General features: G+C 69.4%; 11 protein-coding genes. 6 read left to right on the top strand and 5 right to left on the bottom strand.

Going from position 1 to position 12,654, the window contains the following annotated elements:
* The first annotated feature begins 43 nt into the window (after positions 1-43).
* The 3 genes from ACFVW6_RS32680 (at position 44) to ACFVW6_RS32670 (ending at position 2,191) form a co-directional block, all read left to right on the top strand.
* The gene (locus ACFVW6_RS32680) at positions 44-727 is read left to right on the top strand and encodes a hypothetical protein (RefSeq protein WP_378830415.1); all 684 of its coding nucleotides are present in this window, start codon (positions 44-46) and stop codon (positions 725-727) included.
* Positions 724-1,557 (top strand): tRNA (adenine-N1)-methyltransferase, encoded by an 834-nt coding sequence (locus tag ACFVW6_RS32675; protein WP_355275547.1) that lies wholly within the window; start codon positions 724-726, stop codon positions 1,555-1,557. The genes ACFVW6_RS32680 and ACFVW6_RS32675 overlap by 4 nt, the downstream gene beginning before the upstream one ends.
* A gap of 124 nt (positions 1,558-1,681) precedes the next feature.
* Positions 1,682-2,191: a DUF4442 domain-containing protein gene (locus ACFVW6_RS32670; protein ID WP_365013174.1), complete on the top strand. Its 510-nt coding sequence runs from the start codon at positions 1,682-1,684 to the stop codon at positions 2,189-2,191.
* 5 nt (positions 2,192-2,196) lie between these two features.
* Here ACFVW6_RS32670 and ACFVW6_RS32665 read toward each other — a convergent pair whose 3' ends face one another.
* Both ACFVW6_RS32665 and ACFVW6_RS32660 read right to left on the bottom strand, forming a co-directional pair.
* Complete coding sequence (locus ACFVW6_RS32665) at positions 2,197-3,747, bottom strand: acyl-CoA carboxylase subunit beta (protein WP_355275544.1); 1,551 nt, start codon at positions 3,745-3,747, stop codon at positions 2,197-2,199.
* Between the two features lie 150 nt (positions 3,748-3,897).
* On the bottom strand, positions 3,898-4,422 hold the full coding sequence (locus ACFVW6_RS32660; protein WP_355275542.1) for a hypothetical protein: 525 nt from the start codon (positions 4,420-4,422) through the stop codon (positions 3,898-3,900).
* A gap of 201 nt (positions 4,423-4,623) precedes the next feature.
* Here ACFVW6_RS32660 and arc point away from each other — a divergent pair, with 201 nt between their 5' ends.
* Positions 4,624-6,384: a proteasome ATPase gene (gene arc / locus ACFVW6_RS32655; RefSeq protein ID WP_355275541.1), complete on the top strand. Its 1,761-nt coding sequence runs from the start codon at positions 4,624-4,626 to the stop codon at positions 6,382-6,384.
* A 307-nt stretch (positions 6,385-6,691) separates the two neighbouring features.
* Here the strand turns inward: arc and ACFVW6_RS32650 are convergent, their stop codons facing one another.
* The 3 genes from ACFVW6_RS32650 to ACFVW6_RS32640 all read right to left on the bottom strand — a co-directional run bounded on the left by ACFVW6_RS32650 (position 6,692) and on the right by ACFVW6_RS32640 (position 10,256).
* Complete coding sequence (locus ACFVW6_RS32650; protein ID WP_378830421.1) at positions 6,692-7,387, bottom strand: peptidylprolyl isomerase; 696 nt, start codon at positions 7,385-7,387, stop codon at positions 6,692-6,694.
* Positions 7,388-7,491: 104 nt separating this feature from the next.
* The gene (locus tag ACFVW6_RS32645) at positions 7,492-8,610 is read right to left on the bottom strand and encodes a methyltransferase (RefSeq protein WP_378830424.1); all 1,119 of its coding nucleotides are present in this window, start codon (positions 8,608-8,610) and stop codon (positions 7,492-7,494) included.
* 248 nt (positions 8,611-8,858) lie between these two features.
* Entirely contained in the window at positions 8,859-10,256 is a 1,398-nt protein-coding gene (locus tag ACFVW6_RS32640; RefSeq protein WP_378830426.1) for an aminotransferase class I/II-fold pyridoxal phosphate-dependent enzyme, read from the bottom strand.
* 122 nt (positions 10,257-10,378) lie between these two features.
* On the opposite strand from ACFVW6_RS32640, the gene ACFVW6_RS32635 reads away from it, so the two are divergent.
* Both ACFVW6_RS32635 and hydA read left to right on the top strand, forming a co-directional pair.
* The gene (locus ACFVW6_RS32635) at positions 10,379-11,218 is read left to right on the top strand and encodes a nitrilase-related carbon-nitrogen hydrolase (RefSeq protein ID WP_355275535.1); all 840 of its coding nucleotides are present in this window, start codon (positions 10,379-10,381) and stop codon (positions 11,216-11,218) included.
* Complete coding sequence (hydA, locus tag ACFVW6_RS32630; RefSeq protein ID WP_378830429.1) at positions 11,218-12,636, top strand: dihydropyrimidinase; 1,419 nt, start codon at positions 11,218-11,220, stop codon at positions 12,634-12,636. The genes ACFVW6_RS32635 and hydA overlap by 1 nt, the downstream gene beginning before the upstream one ends.
* Positions 12,637-12,654: the final 18 nt, after the last annotated feature.

The following is a 12,654-nucleotide window of genomic DNA, read 5'->3' as shown; positions in this document are numbered from 1 at the left end:
CTATCGGCGCCACGGTAGCTCCGACGTCCTCACCTCGGCGCGGTTGACGATCTCCGCCGGGCACCACAACGCGATCGCCGAGGTCGCCGACGACAACGGATTGCCGGCGGGCTTCGTCAGCGAGCGATCCAACGGTGGCAAGACCCTGACCGACAGTGAGTGGCTCGTCCACGGCGTCCTGCGCTTCCCCGACGCGGCCACCGCGACCACCGCCGCTGCCGAGTTCGCGGTGGCCGCGACCGCCGAGCGCGGTCTCCTCCAGACGGCCGACTGGACCGCCGCCGACCTGCCCGGTGCGCAGACCGAGCACGCGGCGACCATCGCGCGGGCGCTGGAACGGCAACGGCCACTGCTGGATTCGTTCACCGCGACACCCGAGGCCGAGCTCGCCCGGCTGCCGTACGACCCGGACGGATCTTCGCGTTGTCGATCGGCCGCGATCGCCGCCGCACGGGGCATGGCGGCCGCGCCGGCGCCTGCCGGACGTGCCCGGCGTGTCCTGTCTGACCGACGGCGGGGAGCACGCCGATGCCTGGGTCTGCCTGGTGACCAGCAGAGCCATGTCGCCGAGATCTGGGCGAGGACCCAGGACGCCGCGCACACCGGCGTCCGTGACCAGCAGCGGGTGCTGGTGGCCGCGAAGTGGCGCCCGGTGTCACCCCGTTCGGTGGGTGATCGCGCCGACCTGGCAGGCTGGAGGCTTCACTCGAAGAACGGAGATACATGACGGCCAGACGGACCGGTCCATTCACCATCGGGGACCGGGTGCAGCTGACCGATGCCAAGGGGCGCCTCTACACGGTGGTGCTGGAGGAGGGGAAGGAGTTCCACACCCACCGCGGCGGCATCAAGCACGACGACCTCATCGGCACCGACGAGGGCACCGTCGTGAAGTCCACCAACGGCACCCCCTACCTGGCGTTGCGCCCCCTGCTGGTCGACTACGTGCTGTCGATGCCGCGCGGCGCGGCCGTCATCTACCCGAAGGACGCGGCGCAGATCGTCCACGAGGGCGATGTGTTCCCCGGCGCGCGGGTGCTCGAGGCGGGGGCCGGCTCCGGCGCGCTGACCTGCTCGCTGCTGCGCGCGGTCGGCCCCGAGGGCGAGGTGATCTCCTACGAGATCCGCGACGACCACGCCGAGCACGCCATCCGCAATGTCGAGACCTTCTTCGGCGAGCGCCCGGCGAACTGGTCGCTGACCGTCGCCGACGTCGCCCAGTACGAGGGCGAACAGGTCGACCGGGTGGTCCTGGACATGCTCGCCCCCTGGGACGCGCTGCCTGCCGTGTCCAAGGCGCTCGTTCCCGGCGGTGTGCTGGTCGTCTACGTCGCCACGGTGACCCAGCTGTCGAAGGTCGTCGAGGCGCTGCGCGAGCAGGAGTGCTGGACCGAACCGCGCTCGTGGGAGTCGATGGTGCGTGGCTGGCACGTCGTCGGCCTGGCCGTGCGGCCCGAGCACCGTATGCAGGGGCACACCGCCTTCCTGGTGAGCGCGCGCCGCCTCGCCGAGGGTACGGTCACCCCCAAGCCGCAGCGGCGGCCGTCGAAGGGCTGACGAGGTTTCGGCTCCCTGGATCCGGGGCAGCTTTCGAGGTGGGCGCGCGCGTGCCCGCATCGTGAGCCGCTCCCCGGGGAGCGGCACGGAGCCCGGCCCGTCGGCCGGGTCAGGGAGGGAACCCATGCCGAGTACCGAACCGTCCGCGACAAAGGACCCGTCCGCCGGGATGCTGTATCCCGGCGATTCCCCGCGTCTGTATCGCGCGGTGTTCAACGTCTTCCCGCCCTACCTGTTCGGCGGGGTGCGGGTGAAACACATTGCCGCCGACTGGACGTCGGTCCGCGTCGACTATCGGGTCCGGCCGTGGAACCGCAACAGCCCGAACCGGGCCGCGTTCGGCGGCACCCTGTACTCGATGACCGACCCGTTCTTCGCGATCATGGCCTACGGCCAGCTCGGGCGTGGCTACCGGATCTGGAACATCACCGGGTCCATCGAATTCCTCCGTCCCGGCCGCGGCACCGTCACCGCCACCATGGGGCTCTCGCGCGACCAGGTCGCCGAGATCCGCGAGGCGACCGCGGCGGGCGCGAAATCGATCACCGAGCACAGTGCCGAGATCGTCGACGCGAACGGCACCCTCGTCGCCCGCGCCGCACAGCAGCTCTACGTCCGGCGGCTGCCGGACTGAGCGGTTCAGACCGGGAACAGGCTGTGCTTGCGCGGATTCGGTTCCGCGGACTGCTCCTTCTCCCGCAGCAGGCGCAGCGCGTGCCGGATCTCGAGGCGGGTCTGCGACGGCTCGATGACGGCATCGATGTAGCCGCGCTCGGCGGCCACCCACGGGGTGGCGACGGTGGCGTTGTAGTGGTCGATCATGGCATCGCGGACGGTCGCGCGCTGCTCCTCGGGGACCTGCTGGAGTTGCTTGCGGCCGATCAGGTCGACCGCGCTCTCGGCGCCGATCACCGCGATGCGCGCGGTCGGCCAGGCGAAGCTGACATCGGCGCCGATCTGCTTGCAGGCCATGAATCCGTAGGCGCCGCCATAGGATTTGCGCACGACGAGATTGACGATCGGCACCGTCGCCTCGATGATGGCGCGGAAGACCCGCCCGCCACGCACGATCACCCCGTTGCGTTCCTCCTCGACGCCGGGCAGCACGCCGGGCGTGTCGGCGACGAAGACCAACGGTAGCCCGAACGCGTTGCACAGGCGGATGAAATGGGTCGCCTTGTCGGAGCATCGGGCGTCGATCGCCCCGCCGAGGACGAGCGGCTGATTGGCGACGACCCCGATCGGCCTGCCGTCGACCCTGGCGAAACCGGTGATCAGGTTCTGGGCCGTGCCCGAACGGATCTCGTGGAAGTCGCCGTCGTCGAAGATCCGCAGCAGGATCTCGTGCATGTCGTAGCCTTCGCGATCCGAGTCGGGGATGATCGCGTCGAGTTCCCGGTCGCTGACGGTGGTCTCGGGTTCCAGCCCGGGATTGACGATCGGCGGCTGCTCCAGGCAGCTCGACGGCAGGAAGCTCAGATACGCTCTGGCCCAGGCGAAGGCCTCCTGCTCGGTGGCGCTGACGTGATGGATCGTGCCGTTGCGGACCTGGTTGTGCGCGCCGCCGAGCTCCTCCATGCTGACGTCCTCGCCGGTGACCGCCTTGATCACCTCGGGCCCGGTGACGAACATGTAGGAGTTCTCGGTGGCGACGAGCACATCGGTGTTGACCGGCCCGTAGACCGCGCCCGCCGCGCACTTGCCGAGCATGATCGACACCTGCGGCACGAACCCCGACAGCCGCTCCTGGCGCCTGCTCATCTTGGCGAACCAGGCCAGCGAGGCGACCGCGTCCTGGATCCGCGCGCCGCCGGAGTCGTTGATCGCGACCACCGGGCAGGCCTTGTCGAAGGCGAACCGCAGCGCGTTCTCGACCTTGCGGCCGAACACCTCGCCCGCCGTGCCGCCGTACACGGTCTGATCGTGGGCGACGACCACCACCGGCCTGCCGTCGATCAGGCCGCGCCCGGTGACCACCCCGTCGCCGTAGAGGGCGTTCGGGTTGCCCGGCTGGCGGGCCAGCGCGCCGATCTCGAGGAAGCTGCCGGGGTCCAGCAGCGAACGCACCCGTTCGCGGACGCTCGGGATGCCCTTGGCGGCGCGCTTGGCGACCCCGCCCGCGCCCGCGGGTTCGGCGGCCTGCGCCAGCGACTCCCGCAGTCGTTCCAGCTTCTCTCGCGTACCCGGCATCGCATCCAGCCCTTCGCCCACACGGTCATGTCTCGCGACACGCTAGGGATGGGGGTCGCCGGGAACCGGCTACCGCGGGTTCTCTGTGCAGTTCACAGCGAGCGAACGGCCCCGGCTGGACACCCGGACAGCGCGGGGCCGTGGCGGGCGTCAGGCGGGCGTGCAGGGGGCCTGGGCGAAGCCGAGCAGCAGGCAGCCGCTGGCGTCGGAGATCTTCCAGGTGCCGTCGACCTGCTCCCAGGTGACCGGGAAGGCGGGCGCCGTGCCGTGCGGCGAGGTGATGGTCACATCGGCGGTCGCGGTGTTTCCGCTGGTCACGACGTTGTCGACGGCGAAGGTGAGGGTGTAGCCGGCGAGCATGCCGTTCATCTGGTCGATGTTGGACTTGCGTGCGTCGCCGTTGACGATCAGCTTCGCCTTCTCGTCGGTGGACAGCGCCGGATCCGAGAACTTGATCAGGGTGGCCTTCAGGGAATCGGCGGTGGGGGCGGCGGCGTTGTCACCGGACGGAGTTGCCGAAATGCTGGACGGAGCGGCCGCGATACTGGTACTGCTGCTGGTGGCCTTCGTCGAGGAATCGTCGGAGCCGCCGCAACCGGTCAGTCCGACGGTGACGGCGAGCGCCGCAGCGGCGGTAGCGACGGTGACACGGATCGTGCGGGTAGGAAGGAGCATGCTCGGCAACCTTTCGGCTCGATGGGCGAGGGCACTCGCCTGCTGCCCGGGATCGGAGTGTTAGGGGAGCCTAACACGCAGAATTCGGCGGCCGATGTCGTACCTGCCGTACAAGATGTGATCACGACGAAACCATGTCGGAAAGCGAGAACGGACCGCGCCCGGTAGCGTTGAAAGACCGGGACTGGGAGGAGCAGCATCATGAGCCCCAACGAGAATTCGGATTCGGCGGCCTGGCGAGAGCTCGAGGCGGTACGCGCCGAGGCGGCTGCTCTTCGCAGACAACTCGCCGACTCGCCGGATCGCGCACGCGAATTGGAAGCACGGATCGATTCGCTGACCATCCGCAACGGCAAGTTGATGGACACGCTCAAGGAAGCGCGCCAGCAACTGATCGCCCTGCGTGAGGAAGTCGATCGCCTGGGTCAGCCGCCGAGCGGCTACGGCATCGTCATCCACACCTACGAGGATCAGACGGTCGACGTCTTCACCTCCGGTCGCAAGATGCGCCTCACCTGCTCGCCCAACATCGACGTCGCGACGCTCGAATACGGCCAGACCGTGCGCCTCAACGAAGCGCTCACGGTCGTGGAGGCCGGGAACTTCGACGCCATCGGCGAAATCGGCACGCTGCGCGAGATTCTCGACGACGGCAGGCGGGCCCTGGTGGTCGGCCACGCCGACGAGGAGCGCGTGGTCTGGCTGTCCGGCCCGCTGTCCAAGATCGCCGAGTACGACGACGTCGACGACCCGGATTCCCCGATTCGCAAACTGCGCCCCGGTGATTCGCTGCTGGTCGACACCAAGGCCGGCTTCGCCTTCGAGCGGGTCCCCAAGGCCGAGGTCGAAGACCTTGTGCTGGAAGAGGTTCCCGACGTCGACTACACCGACATCGGTGGCCTCGGCAGGCAGATCGAGCAGATCCGCGACGCGGTGGAACTGCCCTTCCTGCACAAGGATCTGTTCCGCGAGTACGCGCTGCGCCCGCCCAAGGGTGTGCTGCTCTACGGTCCGCCCGGGTGCGGTAAGACGTTGATCGCCAAGGCCGTTGCCAACTCGCTGGCCAAGAAGATCGCCGAAGCCCGTGGTGAGGATGCCAAGGAGGCCAAGTCCTTCTTCCTCAACATCAAGGGCCCCGAGCTGCTCAACAAGTTCGTCGGTGAGACCGAGCGCCACATCCGGATCATCTTCCAGCGGGCGCGGGAGAAGGCCTCCGAGGGCACCCCGGTGATCGTGTTCTTCGACGAGATGGACTCGATCTTCCGGACCCGTGGTTCGGGTGTCTCCTCTGATGTGGAGACCACCGTGGTGCCTCAGCTGCTCTCGGAGATCGACGGTGTCGAGGGTCTCGAGAACGTCATCGTGATCGGCGCGTCCAACCGCGAGGACATGATCGACCCCGCGATCCTGCGGCCGGGCCGCCTGGACGTGAAGATCAAGATCGAGCGGCCGGACGCGGAGTCGGCGCAGGACATCTTCTCCAAGTACCTCACCGAGACGCTGCCGCTGCACGAGAGCGATCTGCGCGAGTTCGACGGCGACAAGGCCGCGTGTGTGGAGGCGATGATCGAGAAGGTCGTCGAGCGGATGTACGCCGAGAGCGACGACAACCGGTTCCTGGAGGTCACCTACGCCAACGGTGACAAGGAGGTCCTGTACTTCAAGGACTTCAACTCCGGCGCGATGATCCAGAACATCGTCGACCGGGCGAAGAAGTACGCGATCAAGGCCGTGCTCGACACCGGCAACCCGGGTCTGCGGATTCAGCACCTCTTCGACTCGATCGTCGACGAGTTCGCCGAGAACGAGGACCTGCCCAACACGACCAACCCGGACGACTGGGCTCGGATCTCGGGCAAGAAGGGCGAGCGGATCGTCTACATCCGTACCCTGGTCACGGGCAAGAACGCCTCGGCCAGCCGCGCGATCGACACGGAGTCGAACACCGGTCAGTACCTGTAGGACCGATCAGCGGAAGGCCGCGTTCCCTCGGGAGCGCGGCCTTCCCGCGTACCGGGACAGTGTGAGTTTTTTTCACGAAAACGCCACGCGACACAGAGTGGATAGGGCACGCTTCAGATGTTCGTTACACCTGATGAGGACCCGTAAACGAGGAGTGTTGTCATGGCCGGTTCCGCCGCTGATCTGCTGACCGAGATCATCCTGCAGACCATTCAGAACCTGTTCAGCTCGATCAGCGCCGGCTGATCACAGCCGTCCGACGAGGGCCGCGTCTCCCACTCTCGGAGACGCGGCCCTCGGTCGTTGATCAGCCCTGTGCGGTGGTCACCGCGTTGAACACCACATCGGCCACCGGGGTGCCGTCGGCCCCGCCACCGGCCACGCCGGCGTTCGCGATGGTGTTCAGCGCGTCCATCCCCGCGGTGATCCGGCCGAACGGGGTGTAGTTGGGCGGCAGCTGGGTGTCGCGGTAGACCAGGAAGAACTGGCTGCCGTTGGTGCCCGGGCCGGCGTTGGCCATGGCCACGGTGCCCGCCGGGTAGACCGCGCCGGCCAGGTTCTCGTCGCCGAACTTGTAGCCGGGGCCGCCCATGCCGGTCGCGGTCGGATCGCCGCACTGCAGGACGTAGATGCCCTGGGTGGTCAGCCGGTGACAGCGGGTGTGGTCGAAGTAGCCCTCGTTCGCCAGGAACGCGAAGGAGTTCACCGTGCGCGGCGCCGCGGCGGCGTCGAGTGTGATCGAGATGGTGCCGCAGGTGGTGTCGAGCGTGGCGGTGTAGGCGGCCGCCGGGTCGATCGTGAGGGCGGGTTCGGTGGTCCACTGCTTGCCGTTCGGCGCGCCGGGCGCGGCCAGCAGGGCGCAGCCGGGGACGAATCCCTGATGGGCGGGCACGGCCTGGGCGACGGGGGCGATCGCCACCACGGCTGCCACGACGGCGCCGAGGCCGAAGGCGGCTCGCCGGGTGGTGCCGACGACGGAACGGTCCTGCGAATGACTGCTCACCTGGACGGTGTCTCCTCGGAATGGGGTGCTGCCGGACGATGTACCGCGCATCCTGCCAGTCGTCGCCGCGACGCGGGGAGGGACCGCCGAACTCGGTCGCCCGGCTAGCGCGCCCGCAATCGCCACAGTGAGGTGGTCTCGGCGGTGCGGGCCGCGGCCAGCGGATCGTCGCGATCGGCGGCGCGCGGGTGGCGCGGCCGGGTGGTGAGGCGGGCCAGCACCCGCAGTCCGGCCTCGTCGAGCAGACGGGGGACGTGCTCGGCCGAGCGCAGGCCGAGTAGTTCGGCCAGGTCGGACAGCACCAGCCAGCCTTCGCCCCGTGGCGTCAGATGCGCGCGCAGGCCGTGCGCGAAATCGGTGAGCATCGACTGATCCCGGTCGTAGACACCACGTTCCAGATCCGAGGTCGGTGTGCCGGGGAGCCAGGGCGGATTGCAGACGACGAGATCGGCGCGCCCCTGCGGATACAGCGTGGGACCGGTGACGGTGATCCGGTCGCCGTAGCCGAGCCGGGTGAGATTGCCGATCGCGCAGCGCACCGCGCGCGGGTTGATGTCGGTGGCGGTGATCCGGGAGACGCCGCGCTGGGCCAGCAGCGCGGCGAGCACGCCGGTGCCGGTGCCCAGATCGAAGGCGGTGCGCACCTCGGGATCCAGCGGCGCGTCCGCGACCAGGTCGACGTATTCGCCCCGGGTGGGGGAGAAGACGCCGTAGCCGGGATGGATGCGGGCGCTGAGCGCGGGCACCTCCACGCCCTGCTGCTGCCAGCGGTAGGCGCTGAGCACCCCGAGCAGTTCCGGGAAGGTGACGACCCGGCTCGCGGCGGCCGGGCCGTAGGCGGCGGCGCAGGCCGCCCGCACCTCGGGTGCCCGGCGCAGGGCGAGGCCGCCGGCCGCGTCGAGCTGGACCAGTACCGCGCCGAGAATGCCCGCGCGACGGCGTTTCCGGGCCCGCTCGTCGCTGTAGCGCGCCGTCAAGTCACGGGCTGGGGACGCGCGGTGTCCACGGTCGGCGCGACGGCCCAACGCCGCCAGCAGTTGTCGCCCGTTGTGGTAGTCGCCCTGCCAGAGCAGGGATTCGCCCGCGCGGATGCGCCGGAACGCCTGATCGGCGGGCAGCCGATCGTCGGCGGTCGACACGGCGACAGGCGCGGGCGCGCCGTTCTCGGAATGCCACGGCGCGGTGTGCTGGATGCGGTCTTCGGTCCAAACGATGGTGGACACGGGAGTCTCCCGGTGGTCGACGGTGCTGGTGACACGACGAGCACTTCGACGCCGGGTGCGAGAGGCGCAGCGGACAGCCTCGGTCGCTACCGCGCCGAAATGCGCGGGACCACGTCGCCGAGGACCATGCCGAGCGTCACCACTGCTGCCTTTCGCGGGGGGAGAAGGTTCCATTCTGCCGTATCGGCGCCGCACGCGACCGGCCGGGGCAGGTCAGGGCAGCGTTCGGCAGGCGGATCGCCGACCGCTCACGGGCGGCGGATGCGGCGGTAGGTGGGGGTGGCGGCGGTGGCGGCGGCCAGCTCGGCGGCCAGCCAGGGGAGGTCGACGGTGGGGGACAGGGTGCCCAGGGTGAGGCGGAGGTGGTCGGTCGGCGGCTGGGCGGCGACGGTGAAGGGGCCGCCGGGCGCGGCCTTGATGCCCGCGGCGGCGAGGCTGATCATGGCGGCGTTCTCGTCGTGGACGGGGAGCCAGAGGTTGATGCCGTCGCCGGGGGTGACGGTGACGCCGTGGGCGGCCAGGGCGCGGCGCAGGGCGGTGGCGCGGCGCCGGTACTCGCGGCGGGCGCGGGTGACGGTGGCGCGGGCGTCCGCGTCGTGCAGCATGGTGAGCAGCACGCGCTGGAGCAGGCGGCTGGACCAGCCGGGGCCGAGCATGCGGCGCTCGACCACCGGGTCCAGCAGCGCCGCGGGGCCGCCCGCGACGGCCAGGCGCAGGTCGGCGCCATGGGATTTGGAGTACGAGCGGATGTAGACGCCGCGGTCGGGGAAGCGGGCGGCGAGCGAGCGCAGCGGACTGGTCGCGATGCCGGCGGAGTGGTCGTCCTCGATGATCAGGGCGGGGTGCGGGGCCAGCAGCGCCGCGAGCGCGCGCACCCGGGCGGCGTCGAGCGAGGCGCCGGTGGGGTTGTGCGCGCGTGGTTGCAGGATCACCGCCCGGGGTGCCGGGCCGTCGAAGGCGCGCGCGAATTCCTCGGGGCGGAAACCGGATTCGTCGAGGCGCACGGCGATCGGCCGGGCGCCGAGGCGGGTCAGCAGATCGAGGAACGGCGGAAAGCAGGGGTCTTCCACGATGACCGGGTCGCCGAAGCGGACATGCGCGGCGAGCAGCCGGTCGACCGCGTCGAGCGCGCCGTCGAGCACGGCCAGCCGCTCGCACGGCCACGGCCAGTCGGCGCGCAGCGTGGTGGCGAGGGTGGGCAGCACCGCCTCGCCGAGATAGTGCGCCGACAGATCGCCCGGCGCGGTGTCGCGGGACAGGGCGTGCAGGGCGGCGGCCAGGTCGGGCAGCAGCGCCGGATCGGGGGTGCCGCGGGACAGATCGACGCGAAAGGCGTTGTCGGAGGGCGAATGCAGCCGCTGATAGCGCCCGGCGGGCTCCGGCGGCAGCTCGCCGACGAAGGTGCCCGCCCGCCCCCTGGCGACGATCGCGCCGGTGGCCGCCAGCGCTCGCCACGCCTGATTGACGGTGGCGGGGGAGACCCGCAGCTCCCGCGCGACCTCGCGCACGGTCGGCAGCCGGGTCCCGGGAGCCAGTGCGCCGGAACGGATCCGGCGGCCGACGGCGGCGGCGATCCCGGCGGCGCTGCGCTCGTCGAGGTCCCCGGCGAAGTCCGCGGGCAGCACGGTCGGCGAGACGTCGGTCATGGCCCCATTCTGCGGCCGTAACAAACCCTATCCCCGGTACACCGCCAGGTTTTACGACAACGAAACTGTTTCCGCGCAGATGTAACACAATGCGATCGTCGGAGGGGGCAATATAACAAAGCATGGGAATCGTCAGAGCGGCCCTGGTCCAGACCACCTGGACCGGCGACAAAGAATCCATGATCAAGGCCCACGAGGACTACGCCCGGCAGGCGGCGGCGCAGGGCGCGCAGGTGATCTGCTTCCAGGAGTTGTTCTACGGACCGTATTTCTGCCAGCAGCAGGACCCGAAGTTCTACGACTACGCCGAATCGGTGCCCGGCCCGACGACCGAGCGGTTCGCCGCCCTGGCCGCCGAACTGAATCTGGTGATGGTGCTGCCGGTGTACGAGCAGGAGCAGCCGGGCGTGCTGTACAACACCGCGGCGGTGATCGACGCCGACGGTAGTTACCTGGGCAAATACCGCAAACACCACATTCCGCAGGTGCGCGGATTCTGGGAGAAGTTCTACTTCCGGCCGGGCAATCTGGGCTGGCCGGTGTTCGACACCGCGGTCGGCAAGGTGGGCGTCTACATCTGTTACGACCGCCATTTCCCGGAGGGGTGGCGGGCGCTCGGACTCGCGGGCGCGGAAATCGTGTTCAACCCGTCGGCGACCTCGCGCGGACTGTCGAGTTATCTGTGGAAGCTGGAACAGCCGGCCTCCGCGGTGGCCAACGAGTATTACATCGGCGCGATCAACCGGGTCGGGATCGAAGCCGAATACGGCGACGACGATTTCTACGGCACGAGCTATTTCGTCGACCCCGAGGGGAAATTCGTCGGCGAGGTCGCCTCCGACACCGCGCCGGAATTGGTCGTCCGTGATCTCGACATGGACCTGATCAAGGTGGTGCGGGATCGGTGGGCCTTCTACCGCGACCGCAGACCCGACGCCTACGGATCGCTGGTGGAGCCCTGATGCGCACCTTCATCCACGGCGGGACGGTGGTCAGCGCCACCGGGTCCCAGCTGCTCGACGTGCTGATCGAGGACGAGACCATCGTCGCGGTGCTGCACCCGGGCTCGACCGTGCTCGGGTCCGACCTGGCCGCCACCGCCGACACCGTCATCGACGCGACCGGCAAATACGTGATCCCCGGCGGCGTCGACGGCCACACCCACATGCAGCTGCCGTTCGGCGGCACCGAGGCCAGCGACACCTTCGAGACCGGCACCAGGGCCGCGGCCTGGGGCGGCACCACCACCATCGTCGATTTCGCGGTGCAGAAGCCGGGGCAGCGGGTGCAGGACACCCTGGCCGAATGGCACGAGAAGGCAGCGGGCAACTGCGCCGTCGACTACGGCTTCCACCAGATCATCGGTGACGTCAACGACGAATCACTCAAGGGGATGAGCGAACTCGTCGCCGAGGGTGTTACCAGCTTCAAGCTGTTCATGGCGTACCCGGGCGTCTTCTACTCCACCGACGGGCAGATCCTGCGGGCCATGCAGACCGCGGGTGACCTCGGCGCGCTGCTGATGATGCACGCCGAGAACGGCATCGCCATCGATGTGCTGGTGGAGCAGGCGCTGGCCCGCGGCGACACCGCGCCGTACTTCCACGGCACCAGCAGGCCGTGGGAGATGGAGGAGGAGGCGACCCACCGGGCGATCATGCTGGCGCAGCTGACCGGCGCGCCGCTGTACGTGGTGCACGTCTCGGCCAAGCAGGCGATGGAACAGATCGTCACCGCGCGCGACGCGGGCCGCAACGTCTTCGCCGAGACCTGTCCGCAGTACCTGTACCTCTCGCTCGAAGAACAGCTGGGCGCACCGGGTTTCGAGGGCGCCAAGTGGGTCTGCTCGACCCCGCTGCGGTCGCGGGCCGAGGGCCATCAGGACGAACTGTGGCGCTACATCCGCACCGGTGACGTCACCGCGGTCAGCACCGACCACTGCCCGTTCTGCATGAAGGACCAGAAGGAACTCGGCCTCGGCGATTTCAGCAAGATCCCCAACGGGATCGGCGGCGTCGAGCATCGGATGGATCTGCTGTTCCAGGGCGTCAAGGACGGGCGGATCTCGCTGGAACGCTGGGTGGAGGTCTGCTGCACCGCGCCGGCCCGGATGTTCGGGATGTATCCGCGCAAGGGGGTGATCAGTCCGGGCGCCGACGCCGACGTGGTGATCTACGACCCGAACGGGCACACCAGCATCGGCCTCGGCAAGACCCACCACATGAACATGGACCACTCGGCCTGGGAGGGCTTCGAGATCGACGGCCACGTCGACACCGTCCTGTCCCGTGGCCGGGTGATCGTCGACGGCGGCGCCTATCACGGCCGCGCCGGGCACGGCCGTTTCGTGCGGCGCGGGCTGTCGCAGAACCTCCTGTAAGAACCCCTATCCGAACGG

Source organism: Nocardia sp. NPDC058244 (genome assembly GCF_042882065.1).
Lineage (GTDB): Bacteria > Actinomycetota > Actinomycetes > Mycobacteriales > Mycobacteriaceae > Nocardia.
The sequence above is the reverse complement of the archived record's forward strand: the minus strand, read 5'-3'. Positions and strand labels throughout refer to the sequence as shown.